Annotated in this window: 18 protein-coding genes and 2 pseudogenes; 15 read left to right on the top strand and 5 right to left on the bottom strand. The window is 61.4% G+C overall.

The features are described from left to right. Positions 1–120 precede the first annotated feature (120 nt). Positions 121–405 carry an exodeoxyribonuclease VII small subunit gene (locus B7L72_RS06940; RefSeq protein ID WP_081193414.1) on the bottom strand — a complete coding sequence of 95 codons (285 nt, stop codon included), beginning with the start codon at positions 403–405 and terminating at the stop codon, positions 121–123. 274 nt (positions 406–679) lie between these two features. On the opposite strand from B7L72_RS06940, the gene serA reads away from it, so the two are divergent. After that, a complete protein-coding gene (gene serA, locus B7L72_RS06935) occupies positions 680–1,924 on the top strand; it encodes a phosphoglycerate dehydrogenase (protein WP_081193412.1) in 1,245 nt (414 codons plus the stop codon). A gap of 53 nt (positions 1,925–1,977) precedes the next feature. On the opposite strand, the gene B7L72_RS06930 is transcribed toward serA, so the two are convergent. After that, positions 1,978–2,667, bottom strand: coding sequence for a pirin family protein (locus B7L72_RS06930; RefSeq protein ID WP_081135902.1), 690 nt, complete (start codon positions 2,665–2,667; stop codon positions 1,978–1,980). A gap of 242 nt (positions 2,668–2,909) precedes the next feature. Here B7L72_RS06930 and trhO point away from each other — a divergent pair, with 242 nt between their 5' ends. The 5 genes and pseudogenes from trhO to ybiO all read left to right on the top strand — a co-directional run bounded on the left by trhO (position 2,910) and on the right by ybiO (position 8,238). Continuing rightward, positions 2,910–3,869 carry an oxygen-dependent tRNA uridine(34) hydroxylase TrhO gene (trhO, locus tag B7L72_RS06925; RefSeq protein ID WP_081193410.1) on the top strand — a complete coding sequence of 320 codons (960 nt, stop codon included), beginning with the start codon at positions 2,910–2,912 and terminating at the stop codon, positions 3,867–3,869. A gap of 223 nt (positions 3,870–4,092) precedes the next feature. After that, a pseudogene (locus B7L72_RS18185) lies at positions 4,093–4,224 on the top strand (enoyl-CoA hydratase); the annotation flags it as partial. Between the two features lie 101 nt (positions 4,225–4,325). After that, positions 4,326–5,150, top strand: a complete 825-nt coding sequence (locus B7L72_RS06920) for an IclR family transcriptional regulator domain-containing protein (RefSeq protein ID WP_081193408.1) — start codon at positions 4,326–4,328, stop codon at positions 5,148–5,150. A 16-nt stretch (positions 5,151–5,166) separates the two neighbouring features. Further along, entirely contained in the window at positions 5,167–5,598 is a 432-nt protein-coding gene (locus tag B7L72_RS06915; RefSeq protein WP_081135907.1) for a YqaA family protein, read from the top strand. A 285-nt stretch (positions 5,599–5,883) separates the two neighbouring features. Further along, positions 5,884–8,238, top strand: a complete 2,355-nt coding sequence (gene ybiO, locus B7L72_RS06910; RefSeq protein WP_081193406.1) for a mechanosensitive channel protein — start codon at positions 5,884–5,886, stop codon at positions 8,236–8,238. 66 nt (positions 8,239–8,304) lie between these two features. On the opposite strand, the gene B7L72_RS06905 is transcribed toward ybiO, so the two are convergent. Next, on the bottom strand, positions 8,305–9,054 hold the full coding sequence (locus B7L72_RS06905) for an SDR family oxidoreductase (protein ID WP_081193404.1): 750 nt from the start codon (positions 9,052–9,054) through the stop codon (positions 8,305–8,307). A 257-nt stretch (positions 9,055–9,311) separates the two neighbouring features. On the opposite strand from B7L72_RS06905, the gene folK reads away from it, so the two are divergent. Together folK and B7L72_RS06895 are read left to right on the top strand one after the other, a co-directional pair. Further along, positions 9,312–9,731, top strand: coding sequence for a 2-amino-4-hydroxy-6-hydroxymethyldihydropteridine diphosphokinase (gene folK / locus B7L72_RS06900; RefSeq protein WP_081135911.1), 420 nt, complete (start codon positions 9,312–9,314; stop codon positions 9,729–9,731). An 82-nt stretch (positions 9,732–9,813) separates the two neighbouring features. Then, positions 9,814–10,635 carry a flagellin N-terminal helical domain-containing protein gene (locus tag B7L72_RS06895; protein ID WP_081136028.1) on the top strand — a complete coding sequence of 274 codons (822 nt, stop codon included), beginning with the start codon at positions 9,814–9,816 and terminating at the stop codon, positions 10,633–10,635. A gap of 44 nt (positions 10,636–10,679) precedes the next feature. Here B7L72_RS06895 and B7L72_RS06890 read toward each other — a convergent pair. Beyond that, positions 10,680–10,910 (bottom strand): annotated as a pseudogene (locus B7L72_RS06890) (BCCT family transporter); the annotation flags it as partial. 258 nt (positions 10,911–11,168) lie between these two features. Here B7L72_RS06890 and B7L72_RS06885 point away from each other — a divergent pair. Genes B7L72_RS06885 through B7L72_RS06875 form a run of 3 tightly spaced genes read left to right on the top strand, consistent with a single transcriptional unit; the run spans position 11,169 to position 13,787 of the window. Continuing rightward, a complete protein-coding gene (locus tag B7L72_RS06885) occupies positions 11,169–12,221 on the top strand; it encodes an ABC transporter substrate-binding protein (RefSeq protein WP_254893771.1) in 1,053 nt (350 codons plus the stop codon). After that, positions 12,221–13,003, top strand: a complete 783-nt coding sequence (locus tag B7L72_RS06880) for an ABC transporter ATP-binding protein (RefSeq protein ID WP_081135912.1) — start codon at positions 12,221–12,223, stop codon at positions 13,001–13,003. The genes B7L72_RS06885 and B7L72_RS06880 overlap by 1 nt, the downstream gene beginning before the upstream one ends. A gap of 10 nt (positions 13,004–13,013) precedes the next feature. After that, on the top strand, positions 13,014–13,787 hold the full coding sequence (locus tag B7L72_RS06875) for an ABC transporter permease (RefSeq protein WP_016915378.1): 774 nt from the start codon (positions 13,014–13,016) through the stop codon (positions 13,785–13,787). A 9-nt stretch (positions 13,788–13,796) separates the two neighbouring features. Here the strand turns inward: B7L72_RS06875 and B7L72_RS06870 are convergent, their stop codons facing one another. After that, a complete protein-coding gene (locus B7L72_RS06870) occupies positions 13,797–14,543 on the bottom strand; it encodes a DUF481 domain-containing protein (RefSeq protein ID WP_081135913.1) in 747 nt (248 codons plus the stop codon). A 125-nt stretch (positions 14,544–14,668) separates the two neighbouring features. Here B7L72_RS06870 and B7L72_RS06865 point away from each other — a divergent pair, with 125 nt between their 5' ends. The 4 genes from B7L72_RS06865 to B7L72_RS06850 all read left to right on the top strand — a co-directional run bounded on the left by B7L72_RS06865 (position 14,669) and on the right by B7L72_RS06850 (position 18,859). Then, positions 14,669–16,363 (top strand): ATP-binding protein, encoded by a 1,695-nt coding sequence (locus B7L72_RS06865; RefSeq protein ID WP_016915376.1) that lies wholly within the window; start codon positions 14,669–14,671, stop codon positions 16,361–16,363. 43 nt (positions 16,364–16,406) lie between these two features. Beyond that, a complete protein-coding gene (locus tag B7L72_RS06860) occupies positions 16,407–17,135 on the top strand; it encodes a response regulator (protein ID WP_039178626.1) in 729 nt (242 codons plus the stop codon). Between the two features lie 154 nt (positions 17,136–17,289). Beyond that, entirely contained in the window at positions 17,290–18,285 is a 996-nt protein-coding gene (locus tag B7L72_RS06855) for a Bug family tripartite tricarboxylate transporter substrate binding protein (RefSeq protein WP_081193400.1), read from the top strand. A gap of 91 nt (positions 18,286–18,376) precedes the next feature. Then, on the top strand, positions 18,377–18,859 hold the full coding sequence (locus B7L72_RS06850) for a tripartite tricarboxylate transporter TctB family protein (RefSeq protein WP_016915373.1): 483 nt from the start codon (positions 18,377–18,379) through the stop codon (positions 18,857–18,859). Positions 18,860–18,867 lie beyond the last annotated feature (8 nt).

Genomic DNA, 18,867 nt, shown 5'->3' with positions numbered 1-18,867 from the left:
GCATGGCTGCTTCCAGGCGCGCCTCGACGGCGGGCCGAGACTCGAACAGCGCCGCCAGGGTGGCATCGACGCGGGCGTTGCTGGCGCGGCGCAGCGTGACCAGCGGTGTGTCGTGGGCCGTTACCATGGGGGCGTTTCCTCGCTGTCGTCGTGTCCCTGAGCAGCTGACGGCTCTGGTGCAGCATGGAAGGGAGCCACGTCCAGCTTGCCTTCGGCGGCTTCGCTGAGCGCGCGCACTTTCAGCTCGGCACTGTCGAGGCGCTGCTGGGCATCGCGGGTGAGCCGCACGCCCTGCTCGAAGGCGGTCAGGGCATCTTCCAGTGAGAGTTCGCCTGACTCCAGGCGTTCCACGATGGTTTCAAGCTCGGTCACCGTGGCAGCAAAATCTTGGGGAGGGGTGCTCATGGTCAATGCCTACCGTTTGTCGTGGGCCCAGTGCTCGGTGCGGGCGGCGAAAGTGGCCGGATGCCAGTCAAATAAACGCACAGTATACACCGAGGCAAGGGGGTGGCGTCTGCCTCCCGCTGGCGGGATTCCTCGACGTGTGCCGGGTTCATCTTCAAAACGCAGACTTTTCATCATCCGGGAGCGCTAAGAAAGGCGGGGGCTGTGCTACCATACGGGCCTTCCGTGAACCGATACACGGCGCCTGCCGCCGACCATAGAGGTTGATTCAGCCATGGCCAAAACGTCCCTGGAAAAGAGCAAGATCAAGATCCTGCTACTCGAGGGCGTCCACCAAAGCGCGGTGGACAATTTTCACAACGCGGGTTACGAAAACATCGAGTCTCTCTCTACATCGCTGGATGAAGAGGCACTGATCGAGAAGATCCGTGATGTTCACTTCCTCGGCATTCGCTCCCGGACGCAGTTGACGGAGCGCGTGTTCGATGCCGCCGAGAAACTGGTCAGCGTGGGCTGTTTCTGTATCGGGACCAATCAGGTCGACCTGGATGCGGCGCTCAAGCGCGGTATCGCGGTCTTCAATGCGCCGTATTCCAACACTCGCTCGGTGGCCGAGCTGGTGCTGGCGGAAGCCATCATGCTGCTACGCGGCATTCCCGAGAAAAACGCGCTGGCGCACCAAGGGGGCTGGTTGAAATCAGCCAAGAACTCCCATGAGGCGCGCGGCAAGACGCTAGGTATCGTGGGCTATGGCAGCATTGGTGCTCAGCTGTCGGTGCTGGCGGAGTCACTGGGCTTCAACGTGATCTACTACGATGTGATCACCAAGCTGGGTATGGGCAACGCCAGCCAGGTCGCCAGCCTGGAGGAGTTGCTGGGTCGTTCGGACGTGGTCAGCCTGCACGTGCCGGACCTGCCCTCTACCCGCTGGATGATGGGGGCGAAGGAAATCGCCGCCATGAAGGATGGCGCGATCCTGATCAACGCCGCCCGTGGCAGCGTGGTCGAGATCGAAGCGCTGGCCGACGCCGTGAAGGCTGGCAAGCTGAACGGTGCCGCCATCGACGTCTTCCCGGTCGAGCCGAAGGGCAACGATGAAGAGTTCCAGAGCCCGCTGCGTGGCCTGCACAACGTGATCCTGACGCCGCATATCGGCGGCTCGACGCTGGAAGCGCAGGAGAACATCGGTATCGAAGTATCCGAGAAGCTGATCACCTACTCGGATAACGGCACCACGGTGACGTCGGTCAACTTCCCCGAAGTGGCGCTGCCTGCCCACCCGGACAAGCACCGCCTGCTGCACATCCACGACAACGTGCCCGGTGTGCTGTCGCAGATCAACCGCGTGCTGTCGGAAAACGGCATCAATATCTCCGGTCAGTACCTGCAGACCAACGACAAGGTTGGCTACGTGGTCATCGACGTCGACAAGGCCTACGGCCCGCAGGCGCTGGAGGCATTGAAGCAGGTAGAGCACACGCTGAAGATTCGCGTTCTCTACTCGGCGCAGAACAGCTGATATTACCGACCCGCGCAGCGTCATAAAACGGCCCGAAAGGGCCGTTTTGCGTATCAGGCCAGGTCGAACAGCAGGACTTCACTGGCCTCGCTGCCTGCCACTGCAAAGTCCTCGCCTGGGTTGAAAGCCACCGCGTCGCCGGTGCGCAGGGTTTCTCCGTTCACCTCGATGGCCCCTTTCACCACATGCAGCCAGGCATAACGGGAGGGCGGCGCCGCCAGCTGATCACCCGCGCTCACCAGGCTGGCGTACAGATTGACGTCCTGATTGACGCTCACTGATCCTTCTCGGCCGCTCTGCGACGCGACCAGGCGCCATTGGCCTTGGCGTTCGGCCGTGGGGAATGCCTTCTGCTCGTAGCTGGGCGCGATGCCCCGCTGGGCTGGCTGGATCCATATCTGTAAAAAGTGCAGGCCGTTTTGCTGGGAGTGGTTGAACTCGCTATGCACTACCCCTGTGCCCGCTGACATGCGCTGTACGTCGCCGGGGCGCATGACCTCGCCGTTGCCCATGTTGTCCTTGTGCTCCATCTCACCTTCGAGCACGTAGGAGATGATCTCCATATCCCGGTGGGGGTGGGCGCCAAAGCCGTGGCCCGGGGCGACCCGGTCTTCGTTGATCACCCGCAGGGCGCGAAAGCCCATGTGCTCCGGGTCCATGTAATTGGCAAACGAAAAGGTGTGGTACGAGCGCAGCCAGCCGTGGTCTGCATAGCCGCGCTCGTTGGAACGACGAATCTTCATGAACGGTACCTCGTTATTCAGTCAGGTTGTTGCCTACTCTATGTTGCCTACTATACGTTCGAGAGCGCCCTGCGTGGGGTGAAGCTTTCTCAATGATGGCGTTGAAATAATCGACGATTGAGGGCCGTCAGGAGGGTGGCTGGCAGGCGCGTGCAGATGCACGCGCGGCGCGCTTTTTGCTATCATGCGCGGGTTTATTCACCCGGTCCGCCCTTTACGAGGGCGACTACCAGGAGCACTGCATGACGACCCCTACTTCCACACCGCCCATCGTGGTGGCGGCGCTGTACAAATTTGTCACTCTGAACGACTTCGAAGCGCTGCGCGAGCCGCTGCACCAGACTATGCTGGCCAACGGCGTCAAAGGCACGCTGCTGTTGGCCGAAGAGGGCATCAACGGCACCGTGGCAGGCAGCCGTGAAGGCATCGATGCGCTGCTGGCCTGGCTGACCGCCGACCCGCGCCTGGCCGATATCGACCATAAAGAGTCGTTCTGCGACGAGCCGCCGTTCTACCGCACCAAGGTGAAGCTGAAAAAGGAGATCGTGACGCTGGGCGTGCCGGGCATCGACCCCAACGACACCGTGGGCACTTACGTCGAGCCGGAAAACTGGAACGACGTGATCTCCGACCCGGAAGTGCTGGTGATCGATACCCGTAACGACTACGAAGTGGCGATTGGCAGCTTCGAAGGCGCGGTCGACCCCAAGACCACCACCTTCCGCGAGTTTCCCGAGTACGTGCGCCAACACTACAACCCGGAGCAGCACAAGAAAGTGGCGATGTTCTGCACCGGCGGTATTCGCTGCGAGAAAGCCTCCAGCTTCATGCTGAAAGAGGGCTTCGAAGAGGTGTACCACCTGAAGGGCGGCGTGCTCAATTACCTGGAAAAGGTGCCGGAAGAGCAGTCGCTGTGGCGCGGCGAGTGCTTCGTGTTCGATAACCGCGTCACCGTGCGCCATGATCTCACCGAGGGCGAGCACGAGCAGTGCCACGCATGTCGCATGCCGATCTCTCAGGAAGAGATGCAGTCGTCGGCCTACGAGCCCGGCATCAGCTGCCCGCACTGCATCGACTCGCTGCCCGAGAAGACCCGCGCCGCCGCCCGCGAACGCCAGCGCCAGATCGAGCTGGCCAAGGCCCGCGGTGAACCCCATCCGCTGGGCTACAACCCTCGCCAGGCGGCCCACGACAAAGCGTAACCCAACCCCGTGGCCGCTTGCCCTGCAAGAGGCCACTTTGGCCGTCGTGAGCGATCAGCACGTCGGGCGGGCAGCTAGGCTGAGCAGCACGTTTTGCTCAGGAGCCTGCCATGCCCTCTTCACACATTGCTTCCCTCGACGACTGCCTGCTGCGCGGGGCATGATTTGAAGCAGATGCGCGCCCACTCCGAGCAGGCCTATTACCAGGTGCTGTTCGCTCGCCGTGGCGATGCCTTTGGGAGAAGCCTACGCCTTTGCCGGAGACACCATGGCCTGCAACATGCTGGCTGAGGACGTGGCCGAGGGCATCGATGCGTTTATCGAGAAACGCCCGCCGGTCTGGCGGCACCGCTAGCGATCCATTGGTGGAATTTGTTTCCGTAAACGCGACATGGCTGCCGGGGCGAGTTATCCTGCTGATTTATGAATGTTAACGCGCCCTCAGGAGAGTGCCAGGTGAGTGAAGTAAAGCGCAGGTCAGTCGGACGTCCGGCGGGAGCCACCAAAGCCAGCGGCGGGCATAGCCAATCGTTGGTACGCGGCCTCACGCTGCTCGAATACCTGGCGGCCAGCCCGCTGGGGATGGCGCTCTCGGAGCTTTCCGAGCAAGCGGACCTGGCACCTTCCACGACCCACCGGCTACTCCAGGCACTGCAAAGCCAGGGGTTCGTCACCCAGGAGAGCGAGCAAGGCCTGTGGCGCATCGACGTGAAAACCTTCCGCATCGGCAACAGCTTTCTGGAAGCCCGCGACGTGGTGGCGAAAAGCCGTCCGTTTTTGCGCCGCCTGACGGCAGAGACCGGCGAAACGGCCAACCTGGGCATTCGCGATGGCGCCACGGCGGTGTTTTTGGCCCAGAACGAATCGCCGCAAATGATGCGCATGATCACGCGGCTGGGGTCGCGGGCACCGCTGCACGCCTCTGGGGTAGGCAAGGCGCTGCTGGCCTGGATGAGCGAGGAGGAGCGCGACGCGCTGTTGGCGGGTGGGTATGAGCTGGCGCGCGTCACGGAAAACACGCGCTATCAGGTCGATTCGCTGTTGGCGGAAATGGCCGCCATTCGTGCCCAGGGCTTTGCCTGTGACCGTGAAGAGCACGCCATTGGCCTGCACTGCGTGGCCGCGTGTATTTTCGATGAGCACGCCACCCCCTTGGCGGCCATTTCCGTTTCCGGGCCCATGGCGCGCATTCCAGAAGATCGCCTGCTGGCGTTGGGGGCGCTGGTGCGTCGCACGGCCGACGACATCACCCTGCAAATGGGTGGCCAGCGGCCTCGTTAATTGCCGATGATTGCTCATGTTTAGTCTGTTTTGGGTGGCACTAGCCAGTGCCACACTACTGCCGGGCGGCTCTGAAGTGTGGCTGGCCAGGCTCTGGTGCCTGGGTGAGCCCGCGCTGGGGTTGTGGCTGGTCGCCACGGCGGGCAATACGCTGGGCAGCGTGATCAACGTGGCCATGGGCCGCTATGCCCGCCAGTTTCAGGACCGTCGCTGGTTCCCTGCATCACCGCAAGGGTTGGCCCGCGCAGAGCGTTGGTACCATCGCTTTGGTGAGTACAGCCTGCTGTTCTCGTGGTTACCGGTGGTGGGCGACCCGCTCACCGTCCTGGCCGGCGTCATGCGGTTGGCCTGGTGGCGGGCGCTGCTCTGGATCGTGCTGGCCAAGGGCGCGCGCTATGCGCTGTTGATCGTCATGGCCCAGCAGTGGCTGGCCCCTTACTGCCAATAAGGCACTGCTATGCGATTGCCTGAAAACTGCGCGAGGGTGTTTTCGTTGGTGCACCGAAAGCAGTCGCGATAACCTCTCTGGCAGTCAGGCATGTTACCCTAGCGTATGTTATGTCAGGTTTGCATTCCTGATGGATGCACTATTCTGTGTGGACGTGTCTGTGTGGACGTGTCTGTGCGGGCACGCATAGACAGGTTCTTGGCAAGTCGCAGGATCGCAAAAACTCACCCAAAGGGAGGTTATGGTGTGACGTCACTACGTTTACTACCTTGGCTAGGCGTCTGGATGCTGACGCTGTTCGCCTTGCTGGCCGGGCCAGCCATGGCGCAAACCACGCTAGGCGCTGACAATGAAGCGTCGAATACGAGTGCCGAGCAGCCGCCCTCGTATTCTGCGCTGGCGGACTTGCTGGAAGATGAGCAGGCTCGCCAGGAGCTGATCGAGCTGCTGCGCCATCAGGCATCGGCGCTACCCCCCGCACTGGCCAACGAGCTCTCCCCGGAAGCCGCGGCTGCCGGTGGCAATGTCTCTCCTGAAGACGTCTCGCTGCCGCGCCAGCTGGCAGAGTTGACCAGCCGCACGGTGAGCGATGTGGGTGGGCAGCTAGAGCAGGCCGTCTCGATCGTCGGCAACCTGTTCACGGGGCAGGGGGTCGGCACCTTCAATATGGCCGACTTCACCAATGCCGCGATCAATCTCGGCATTGTCATCATTGCCACGTTTGCCCTGTTCTTTACCTTCCGTCGTCTCGCCAAGACGCTGTTTACCAAGCTCAGTGCCTGGTCGTTGGCCGGTGGCAGCCTGACCCCGGTGCTGCGTCTCGTGCTATGCGTGGCGCTTGCCGCGGTAGTAGATGTGCTGCTGGTGGCGCTGGCCTACGTGGGCGGCAATCTGATCGCCACGTTTGCGGTGGGCGAAGCGGGCGAGCTGTCTACCCGGGCCTCGCTGTTCCTGAACGCGTTCCTGATCATCGAGCTGCTCAAGGCGGCAGTGCGCATGCTGTTCTCCTCCCGCTATGAGGGACTGCGGCTGCTGCATATTTCTGCCCAGGAAGCCTCCTATTGGAATCGCTGGATCGCCCGCCTGATCGGTATGGTGGGCTATGGCCTGATGGTGGTCGTACCGCTGGTCAACTATTACCTGGCCCCGACCTTGGGGCAGGCCGTGGGCACCTTCATCATGCTGCTGGCCTTCGTCTATGCCGTGGCGGTGGTGCTGAAGAACCGTGTTCGACTGCGGAATAACCTGAACCTGATGGGCGACCGTTCGACGCTGATGGCCAGTCGTGTCTCGCTGCACCTGTTCGCTCGTACGTGGCACCTGTTTGCTCTGCTCTACTTCCTGATGGTGTTCGTACTGACCCTGACCCGCCCGGGCGATGCGCTGCCCTTCGTGCTCATGGCCACGCTGAAAACGCTGGTGGCGGTGGTGGTGGGGCTGCTGCTGTCCACCTTCCTCACCCAAACCATCGGCCGCCGTATTCAGCTGTCGGATCACCTGCGTCGCAAGCTGCCGCTGCTGGAAGCGCGCTTGAACAGCTATGTGCCCAATGCCCTGCGCGTGCTGCGCACCATCATTGTCGTGGCTGTGATCATGGTGGTGCTGGATGCCTGGGGAGCGTTCAATCTCGCTGCCTGGTACGCCTCCGAGCGCGGTGCCAACCTGGTGGGCAACCTGATCAGTGTGGCGGTCATTCTGATCGTATCGCTGGGCGTATGGCTGGGGCTGGCCAGCCTGATCGAGCACAAGCTGAACCCCGAGACGGGCGACGGGGAGCCCTCGGCGCGTGCCAAGACGTTGCTTAGCCTGTTCCGTAATGCACTGGCCATTGCCATGGTGACCATTACCGGCATGATCGTTCTGTCGGAGATCGGCATCAACATCGGGCCGCTGATTGCCGGTGCCGGTGTGCTGGGTCTGGCGATCGGTTTCGGTGCCCAGAGACTGGTGCAGGATGTCATCACCGGCGTCTTCATCCAGGTCGAAAACGCCATGAATACTGGCGATGTGGTGACCGTGGGTGGCGTTACCGGTACGGCCGAACGCCTGAGCATTCGCTCGGTAGGCATTCGCGACCTTTCCGGCACCTACCATATCGTGCCGTTCTCCAGTGTGGACACGGTCTCCAACTACATGCGTGAGTACGGTAATCACGTGGGCGAATACGGTATTGCCTACCGCGAGAACATCGACGATGCCATTGCCCAGCTCCAGTTGGCCTTCGAAGACCTCAAAGCCAACCCAGAGCACAGTCACAAGCTGCTGGCAGACATGACCGTGGCGGGCGTTACTGCGCTGGCCGACAGCTCGGTCAATATCCGTGTGGTCATCAAGACCACGCCGGGTGACCAGTGGGGCGTTGGCCGGGCATACAACCGCCTCGTCAAGATGCGCTTCGACTCGGCGGGTATCGAGATTCCGTTCCCGCATACCACCCTGTACTTCGGGCAGGACAAGTCCGGCTCAGCGCCGCCTGCCAACCTGCGCATCATGCAACAGGACTTCACCATCGATGGCAGCCCGGCCGGTCAGCCCAAGCGAGCAGAGCTCGATGTGGATGACCGTCATCGCCCTCGGCGTGGTCAGGCACCTTCCGACCAGGCTGCCGAGCACCACAAGCCCGACGACGAGGATGTCTGATCCTCGCTGCATCAACGACAAGGCCGCCTCCGGGCGGCCTTGTCGTATTCATGGCAGGCTGTTGACTCAACTGCCCGAGTAGTTCTCCGAGTGACGTCCCACCAGGTTGATGGACTCCCCGCCGTCCACGAACAGCACCTGGCCCACCACGAAGTCGTTGTCCAGCAAGTAGTACAAGGCTTGTACGAGATGCGCTGGGCTTCCCTGGTGATCGGCAGGAATACCCTCGATGCGCCACTGAACATAGTCGCTGGTGCGCTGTGATGCGGGCAGCACGACGCCAGGGGCGATGCCATTGATGCGTAGGCGAGGTGCAAACTCCAGCGCCGCCATGCGCGTCATGTCTGCCAGACTTTTCTTGGATAGCAGGTAGGCCGCATAAGGGTACTGATGGTAAGCCACCTTGTTGTCGATGATATTGATGACCTGGCCGTGTTTGACCACCTCGGCAAAGTGGCGCGTCAATAGCAGCGGGGTGAACATATTGACCCGAAACTGGGTCTCCAGCATGGCCAGGTTTGTCTGGGCGATGGGCGCAGGCTCATAGGCTGAGGCGCTATTGAGCAGCACATTCAAACCGGGAAAGCGCGCTGTCGCCCGTTGAATCAGTGTTTCCGGTGAGTCGTTCAAAAAGTCGCAGGGAAGAATCTCGCACTCCCTCCCTTTACGACGAATCACCGTGGCCACCTCTTCAGCCTCCCCTCGGGAGCTATTCACGTGCAGGGCGATATCGAAGCCTTTGTCGGCCAGGGCTTCTGCAAAATGGCGTCCAAGTCGTGTGGCGCCGCCGGTGACCAGTGCCGCAGGTGTTGGCATGAAAAGTCCCTCGCTGTCGGTATGGTGAGTCATGATGGGGGTTTGATCACCAAGACTCTGCGTGAGCGCAGCGTTTGTCAATAAATTGTACAGAGCTTGAACAAAATGCGTGGCGGTTTACTCTGTAGAAAGCCTGAGTGAGCTATTTTTTGGAGTGCCATGGCGGTTCGACAGTGTCCTGAACTGGTTACCCCATCACGGTTTTTATATGGAATGCTGCTATGCCATCAACGTCGTCACATGGAGCGACTGACACCATGCATCATGAGTGCGTGATTTCACTGGGTTCCAATATCGAACCCGAGCACCATTTTGCCCGAGCACTGGACATTTTGAGCAGCGAGTGTGAGCTGGTCGCCCACTCGGAGGCTGTTCGTACGGCGCCGGTTGGCTTTCAGCAGCAGCCCGACTTTCTCAATGCTGCGCTGGTGGTTCGCACCACGCTGGAGCGGCGCGCCTTCAAGGCCTATTTGAAGGATGTCGAGCATCGCCTGGGACGCGTGCGTGGGCTGATCAAGTCGGGGCCACGTACCATGGATTTGGACATCGTGGCCTGGGATGGCGAGATAGTGGACGAAAGCTATTTTCAGCACGACTACGTGCGTGGCCCAGTCGATGCTGTGCTAGCCGACAGCGGGCGCTCGCTAATCAGTGCGGGCCCTGTCCGACATAATTGATGCGACAGGCCTCACGTTTTCGGGGGGGCGGCCGATAATTACGCTAACCGCGCCCTGCGCGTTTACTTTCGAGGTCATGCCCGTGCTTAGCCTTGCGACCAACATCACGTCGCTGCTGGTGATGAACAATTTACGTACTAGCCAGCAGGCCATGCAGACCTCCATGCAGCGCCTGTCTTCCGGCTTGCGTATCAATAGCGCCAAGGACGACCCCGCTGGTCAGGCCATTGCCAATCGCATGGGCGCGCAGATTCGAGGCATGACCCAGGCCATTCGTAACACCAACGATGGCATCTCCATGGTGCAAACGGCGGAAGGCTCGCTGAACCAGATCAACGACAACCTTCAACGTATCCGTGAGCTGAGCGTTCAAGCCCTCAACGGCACCAACTCTTCCGAAGATTTGGCCTCTATTCAGCTGGAAATCGATCAGCGCCTGGAAGAGATCACCCGTGTCACTGAGCAGAGTAACTTCAACGGCATTCCTCTGATCAACGCAGATCGGACCCTGAACATTCAGGTGGGTGCCAATGCGGGGGATGTGATTGGCATTCGTTTTTCCGCCATGGGGCTTCAGGCGCTTGGTCTGGAAGGTTTTAGCGTGCTGGACGATGGCACGGCCACCGGCAAGCCCATGGACGTGGTGGATGAAGCCATGAAGCTGGTCGACCGCCAGCGCAGCTACCTGGGCGCCGTGCAGAACCGCTTCGAAAGCGTGATCGACGGGCTCAATACCAACATCATCAACACCTCTGCTGCCCAGTCACGCATCCAGGACGCCGATTACGCGCAGGAAGTCTCCAACCTGATTCGTGCCCAGCTGTTGCAGCAGGTCGGCATCTCCATGCTGGCTCAGGTCAACCAGCAGCCGCAGGTGATTCTGCGGCTGCTGCAAGGCTTGTAAGTCGAGATCAATCGATGAGCCCTTGCTCCCGCGCCATGGCATAAGCCGCTTGCGGCCACGAAGATGGTGGTCAGCAGCAAGATGGCCATGGCCATCCAGGTGCCGCCAGGCAGTGCCTGGGCCACGGTGAGGGTAGCCACGTCGAACTGGAAGTTTTCGAGTGCCTCGGTGATATCGATCACGTCGGTCAATTGGTAGTAAATGCCGGTACCGCCCAGCAGCGTGAACCAGACGGTCGTCGCCAAAGGGGCGAGCACCGCCACCGCCAGAACCAAAAAAAAGCGCCATTCAATGAATGGCGCGAGGACAGGAAACTGAGCACAGTATACCGTCTGGTTAGACCAAAGTCTAACGCTTTGGCCAGAAATGTTTTCTAATGGTGCGCGGCCAATGCGCGGCGCACCATTTTGGCGCTTTCGAGGGCGCTGACTGATCCATTTTCAGGCCTAAGCGCATGAATGAACAGTAAAAAGCAAAAGATGGCAGCGTTGCTGCAAAGCATCATCAATATTGTATACAAGGTGCTCACTGCCATGCCGACTCGCTCCCGTACTGCCCGTTCCTCTTTGTTTCCGCTAGCGCTATTTGGCGCGGTGCTGATGATGCCGCTCGGCGCTGCTGCCGAGACGACCTCGATTCGCTTCCAGCTGGACTGGCGCTTCGAAGGCCCGGCAGCGCCGTTTCTGATGGCAGCCGAAAAAGGCTACTTCGCCGAAGAAGGTCTGCAGGTTCAGATCGATTCGGGAAGCGGCTCTGCAGGGGCGGTGAACCGGGTGGCCTCGGGCGCCTATGAGATGGGCTTTGGCGATCTCAACGCGCTGGTCGAATTCCTTGCGGAAAACCCGGAAGGCCCCGGCATCAAGGGCGTCTATATCGTTTATGACGGCACGCCCGCGGCGGTGTTTGCGCGCAAGGAGAGCGGCATCGAGAGCCCCGCTGACCTGGCAGGCAAGACCATCGCCGCCCCGGCCTTCGACACCGGCTATCGCGCCTGGGGCATCTTTGCCGCTGCCAATGGGCTGGAGACCGACGCGGTGGCGTGGCAAAACGTCGACCCTGTGCTACGCGAAACCCTGCTGACCCGGGGCGATGTCGATGCCATCACCGGCTTCTACTTCACCAGCCTGCTCAATCTGGAAGAGCGCGGCATGAGCGAAGACGAGCTGACCATCATGCCGTTCCCCGACTACGGCGTCCCACTGTACGGCAACGCGATTCTGGTCAGTGATGCCTTTGCCGATGCCAATCCCGAGGCCGTGCAGGGTTTTCTGCGCGCCTTCAACCGTGCGCTGGGAGAGACCCTGGCAGACCCCGAAGCGGCCATCGAGTACGTGCGTAACCGCGACGGCCTGATCGATGTCGAGATGGAAACGCGTCGCCTGAAGCTGGCGTTGGAGAGCGTGGTGGATACCCCCGATGCCCGTGAATATGGTGTGGGCGGTGTGGATGACGCGCGGCTGAGCCAGGCGATTCAGCTGGTGGCGGATGCTTACGATCTGCCCACGTTGCCATCCCCCGATCAGGTCTTTGACTCCCGCTACCTGCCGCCGGTAGAAGAGCGCATGCTGCTGCCGGAGGCGGAGTGATGTCGGCAGCGTTCGTCCGCTTCGATGACGTCAGCCTGGCGTACGACGGCTCGGGCAACGCCATCGAAGATATCGACCTGTCGATCCACGAAGGCGAGTTCGTCGCCTTCGTAGGGCCGTCAGGATGTGGCAAATCCACTTTCATGAAGCTGTGTACCGGCCTGCATGCCCCTACGCAGGGAAGCATTCAGGTGGATGGGCTGCCCGTGACCGGGCCTTTGAAAATCACCGGCATGGCGTTCCAGAATGCCAACCTGCTGCCCTGGCGTACCACTCTGGACAACGTGCTGCTGCCGCTGGAAATCGTCGAGCCCTATCGGAAGCAGTTTCGCAAGCGCCGGGAAGAGTTCAAAGGCTGGGCTCGGGCGCTGCTCGAGACGGTGGGCCTGGCCGAGCATGAAAACAAGTACCCCTGGGAGCTGTCGGGGGGCATGCAGCAGCGGGCGTCCATCTGTCGCGCGCTGATTCATCGGCCGCGCTTGCTGATGCTGGACGAGCCCTTTGGCGCGCTGGATGCGTTCACCCGTGAAGAGCTCTGGTGCGTCTTGCGTGACCTGTGGGAGGCCCAGCGCTTTACCGTGGTGTTGGTGACCCATGACCTACGCGAGGCCGCTTTCCTGGCCGACACCGTCTATGTCATGAGCCGTCGTCCGGGGCGCGTGATCGAGCGGCGCACCATCGAACTGCCTCGCCCTCGGGCGCTGGAAACCACTTACCAGAAACCGTTCATTGACCTGGTGCAGTCGCTGCGCGCCCAGATCGGTGAAGTGCGCAGCGCCTGAAGGAATGCCCATGAACCACAATCGCAAGCTGGCCGAGCGGCTGGCTCCCTGGATCGCCATGGCGGGGCTGGTGGTGATCTGGGAAGTGACGGTACGCCTGTTCAACGTGCCCAGCTTTATTTTTCCCAGCGCGCTGGACACGGTTCAGGCGCTGGTGACCTACGCCGGGCCCATCGGCAAGCACTCCTGGCAAACCTTCTGGACCACGTTGATTGGCTTTGGCCTGGGCGTTGCCGTGGGGCTGTTGCTGGGCTTCATCATCGGCTCGTCGCGCTTTTTGTACAACGCCTGCTACCCGCTGCTGGTGGGGTTCAACGCCATTCCCAAGGTGGCCTTCGTGCCCATTCTGGTGGTCTGGTTCGGCATCGGCTCGGTGCCCGCGATACTCACCGCTTTTCTGATCTGCTTCTTCCCCATCGTGGTGAACGTGGCCACCGGCCTGGCAACCCTGGAGCCTGAGATGGAAGATGTGTTGAGAGTGCTGGGCGCACGGCGCATCGATGTGCTGCTCAAGGTGGGCTTGCCGCGTTCGCTGCCGTACTTCTTCGCCTCGCTGAAAATCGCCATTACGCTGGCCTTCGTGGGCACGGTGGTGTCCGAGACCGTGGCCTCCAACCAGGGCATTGGCTACCTCATGATGAGCGCGGGCTCGCAGATGCGCATGGGGCTGGTATTTGCCGGGCTGCTGGTGATCAGTGCCATGGCCATGGTGATGTACGAGCTGTTCTCGCTGCTGGAAAAGCGCATGACCGCCTGGGCACACCGAGGGCAGCAGCGCCAGTAGCCGGTCAGGCTACCAGCGGTAGAGGAGCGACGCGCTGGTGGTATGGTCGGTACGCTCGCTGGCCTCTTCGGGGGGCTGGGAGTTGCGCTTGATCTCATGAGACAGGCGCAGCGACAGCCGCGAATTCAGGCGTGCCGTGAGGGCCGACAGCGAGCGCGAGGTGGTGTTCTCATGGGTATACTCCACCGACATCTCCTGGCGTAGATCCGCGAACTGGGAGAACTCCCAGCGGTAGTCCAGCGCCGAGTAGGCCACGCCCAGCCGCTCGTTCTCATCGTCACGCAGCCGGTCATGGCGATAGCCGGGCCCTGCTTCCAGAGAAAGATAGTGGCGCTCGCCATCCACGATCTGTCGACCATAGCCGCCAATGGCGGTGAGCTGCTGATCGTAGCCCGCAAAGCGGTCCTTTTCCCAGCGGGCAAACCCAAACAGATAATGCGGGCCGTTGAAGTCATAGCGCTCCCGCCCCGCCACGAGGTACTGCTCCGCGCTGGTGTTGCCATCCTTGCTGACATTGCGCACTTCTGCCCGAAACGAGTGGGTGAAGTCGCCGGTCAGCCAAGTGAGCAGTGTTTTGCCGATCAGCGTGCGGCTGTCGGTATTGCCGGAGAGCTGGTTGAAACCAAGCTCGGCGTCGCCGCTGAAGATGGGCGCATCTTCCTGGGGCGGCGGTGGCGCATAAAAGGGGTTGGCTGCGGCAGCCCCCGCCCACAGCGGGCAGCTGGCCAGTAACAGGTAGCGTGAAAGGTGTCGCACTTTTCTCCTCCTTGAGTGTTGCGGTGGGCAGGGAGTATATAAGCCGCTGGGTGAAAAAGCGCAAAGCCTAACGCCGCCTGGCGGTGCGTGCCATAATGACGCTCTTGCGCATCACGAGTTCCCTTATGACCGAGCCCCGCCCACGCACCCTGGCCGAACTGCAGCGCTGGCGTCGCACGCGCGCCAAGCGACGCTGGTACAAACGCAGCTTTCGCTTACAGGTCATGATCCTGGTGGGCCTGCTGCTGGCGGGTATGCTGCTGGCCCAAGGGACCTACCTGAACTACCGTAAAGCCGACATTATCACCTATCAAATGGGCGAGCGGGCGCTGGCGGTCGCCAAGACCGTGGCGGCCATGCCGCAAATCGTCGATGCCTTCTCCACGCCCGAGCCCTCCCACTTCATTCAGCCGCTGGCCGAGCGGGTGCGCCAGGAAACGGGCGCGCGCTACGTGGTGGTGGGCAACGCCCAGTCGATACGCTACTCCCACCCGGTGCCCGAGCGCATCGGCGAGCGCATGGTGGGGGATGATAATGATCAAGCGCTGATCTATGGTCAATCCTACGTGTCCGAGGCCACCGGCACCCTGGGCACCGCCATGCGCGGCAAAACGCCGATTTGGGATGAAGAGGGCAACATCATCGGCGTGGTTTCCGTCGGCTTCATGCTCGACCGCGTGGACATGGACGTGGCGCGCTACACCAAGCTGGGCTGGATACTGGTGGCCATGATGATCGTGCTCGGGTTTGCCGGCGCTTATTGGCTGTCGCAGCACCTCAAGAAGATCATTCTCGGCCTCGAACCCTACGAAATTGCCCGTCTCGCCATGGAAAAGGAAGCCATCCTGCAATCGATTCACGAAGGTATTCTGGCGGTCAATCGAGACGGCCACATTACCCTGGTGAACCAGCAGGCGCGCCGCTTTTTAGAGCTGCCCGACGAGCACGTGCTGTTGGGGCAGCCCATCCGCGAGGTAGTGCCCAACTCCCGCCTGCTGGAGGTGCTCAGACGCGGTGAACAGGAGTTCGACCAGGAAATGTGGCTGGGGGATCACCCGGTAGTGGTCAACCGTGTGCCCATCATTCACGAGGGCGAGATCGAAGGCGCCGTGGCGACCTTCCGTAGCCGCCGGGAAATCATCGACCTCTCCCAGGCGCTGACCCAGGCCAGCCGCGATGTGGACATGCTGCGCGCCCAGGCCCACGAGTTCTCCAACAAGCTCTACACCATTTCCGGGCTGCTGCAGTTGCAGCGCATCGAGGAGGCGCTGGCCCTGATTCATCAGGAAACCGAGCGTGCCCAGGCACAGATGAACTTTCTGATGCGCCATGTGGCCGATGCGGTGCTGAGCGGCACGCTGCTGGGTAAACTGACCCGCGCCCGTGAACTGGGCGTGGCACTGGAAATCGACGAACAAAGCTCGCTCTCCTGCCCGCTGACCGCAACGGGGCAAGAGGTCATGATGAGCGTGGTGGGCAATTTGCTGGATAATGCCTGCCATGCGGCACTGAACGGCCCCCACGCCAGCGAACCCAAGGTACGGCTGTTCTTCACCGATTTGGGCGAACAGCTGTTGGTCGAGGTCGAAGACAATGGGGCAGGGGTCCCTGCGGAGCACGCCGGGTCGATCTTCAAGGAGGGCTTTTCGACCAAGACCGGCAAGCACCGCGGCATTGGCCTGGCGCTGGTGGAGCGGCTGTGTCGCCAGCACGGTGGCGCGATCACCCTGGAAGAGAGCGAGCTGGGGGGCGCCTGTTTCATTGCCGTGCTGGACCGCTCGCTATGTGCCCGCAGCGATGAACCCGGCCCACCAGGCTAAACGGTTCACACTCATAATAACGAAGTCAACAAGAGGATGACGCATGTCTGCGACGCAATACGGCATTCTGGTCGTCGAAGACGATTTCCGCATCGCCGATATTCACCGCGCCTTCATCGAGCAAAGCGACGGTTTTTATGTGGTGGGTATGGCGCGCAACGGCAGCGAAGCCAAAGCGCTGATGGCCGAACACGCCTCGCAAATACAGCTGATTCTGCTGGATGCCTACCTGCCCGACGTGGAAGGGCTGGAGCTTTTGTGGTCGATTCGTCGCGACCATGTGCACGTGGATATCGTCATGGTGACGGCGGCCCGTGAGGTGGAGACCATCAGCGAGGCGCTGCGTGGCGGGGTGTTCGATTACCTGATCAAACCCATCGAAGCGGCAAGAATGAACCAGATGCTGGCGCGTTTTCGGCGCGAACGGGAGGCGCTGGCCAACCGAGCCGAGCTGAACCAGGACGAGCTGGACCATGTGCTGGCCCGGGTGACGCCCAGCGAGCCTGCACGCGCCCCTCAGCGCAGCTTGCCCAAGGGCATCGACCGCTTGACCCTGCGCCGTGTGGTAGAAGCCTTGGCAGCAGACAGCGGCGCCCTGACCGCCATGCAGGTGGCGCGTACCATGGGCGCCAGCCGTTCGACGGCACGCCGCTATCTGGAGTTTCTCGTGGCCGAGCAGGCCGTAGGCGCCGAGCTGGGTTACGGGGATGTTGGGCGACCCGAGCGGCGCTACCGCTTATTGAAGGGCGATCACGGCTGGCTGGATGCGTGAACAAAATGAACAAAACGACCATAAAGAACAATTTGTCGTTTATGGTCACAAGCTTGTCCTGAAAGGTGGCTTTCTTCTAACGTTCGCAGTGTAACCACAATTGCCGCGTGTCGATCACCGCGCATAACAACATAATTGACTGTGGAGAACGCCCATGATCTCGCTTTCCTTCAAGCGCGCCGCTGTATTTGCTCTGCCTCTGGCAGCCCTCGCCATGACCACTGGCGTACAGGCCCAGGAGTGGACCCCAAGCCGTTCCATCGAATTCGTCGCACCTGCCAACCCAGGCGGTGGCTGGGATACGCTGGTGCGTACCGTTTCCCGCGTGTTGCAGGAAGAGCAGCTGGCAGACCGTAACTTTGCGGCCATCAACGTGCCTGGCGGCGGCGGTGCCGTGGCATGGGCGCAGATCGCCCGTGACAGCGGTAACCCGCACAAGCTGTTCGCCACCAGTCCGCCCATCATCCTGGTGCCGCTGGCAGGTGCTTCGCGCTACGACCACACGGATTTCACCCCCGTGGCGCGCCTGATCACCGACTACTCCATCATTCTGGTAGCGGCGGATTCCGAATATCAGACCGTCACCGACCTGTTCGATGCGCTGAAAGAGAACCCGCGTCTGAGCGTGGGTGGCGGCAGTGCGCCAGGCTCGATGGACCACATCTCGGTGGCTGGCCTGGCCTCTGCGGCGGGTCTCGATGCTTCCTCGGTGAACTACATCCCCTTCTCGGGGGGTGGCGATGCCATGACCAACCTGATGGGTGGCCATATCGAGGCGGTCATTACTGGCGCGGGTGAGTCCGTGGGCCAGCTGGGCGAAGGCAGCCAACTGCGTGCGCTGGGCGTATCTGCCCCTGAGCGCCTGGGCGGTGCTCTGGCCGACGTGCCCACGTACCAGGAACAGGGTGTGGACTACACCTTCGATATCTGGCGTGGCGTGATGGGCACCCCTGACATGCCTGCCGAAGCCGTGGCCTACTACGAAGACCTGTTTGCCGAAATGCTCGAAACCGATGGCTGGCAGCAGGCTCGCGACCAGTTGGGCTGGATCGATGCCTACCAGGATAGCGAAGCGTTTGGCGCCTTCCTGGATGAGCAGAAAGAGCAGTTCAGCAGTGTCCTGAGCGACCTGGGCTTGCTGGCTCAATAACCCCCGTTTCACCGTGCTGCCCCGGGCCAGCCAGGCCCGGGGTCACTGCCTGTGACCGTAAGCGCAACCTGCGCCTTCGGAGAGACTCCCCATGACTCGATTGAACACTAATCAGTGGCTGGCCCTCGTGCTGGCGCTTCTAGCTGCCGCCTATCTAGCAATGGCCTGGCAAATTCCAACCTTTCCCCTGCCGCGCCCGGTGGATTCAGACCTGTTTCCAAAAGTGCTGGGAATTACCTTGTTATTGCTAGCAGGGCTGCTCTTCTTTGAAAAACCGGTACCGCTGGCAGGCGCTGACGAGATCGACGAAGAGGCCACCAACGGTCCGCTGCTGTTGACGCCCTGGGCGCGTGTGGTGGTCACCGCCGTGGCCATCGCCGCCTATGCCTTCCTGCTGGTGCCGCTGGGGTTCGTACTGGCGTCGACGCTGCTGTGCACCGGGCTGACGGCCTATTACGGGTATCGTCGTCATGGCATCAACCTGGCGGCTTCGCTGGGGGTAGTGCTGGCGCTGTATATCACCATGACGCGCGTCATGGATGTGTATCTGCCCACTGGCCTCCTGCCGTTCTGAATACGCCG

Source organism: Halomonas sp. BC1, assembly GCF_002078135.1.
Lineage (GTDB): Bacteria > Pseudomonadota > Gammaproteobacteria > Pseudomonadales > Halomonadaceae > Vreelandella > Vreelandella stevensii.
Note: the sequence above shows the minus strand (reverse complement) of the source record. Positions and strands in the feature narration are given on the sequence as shown.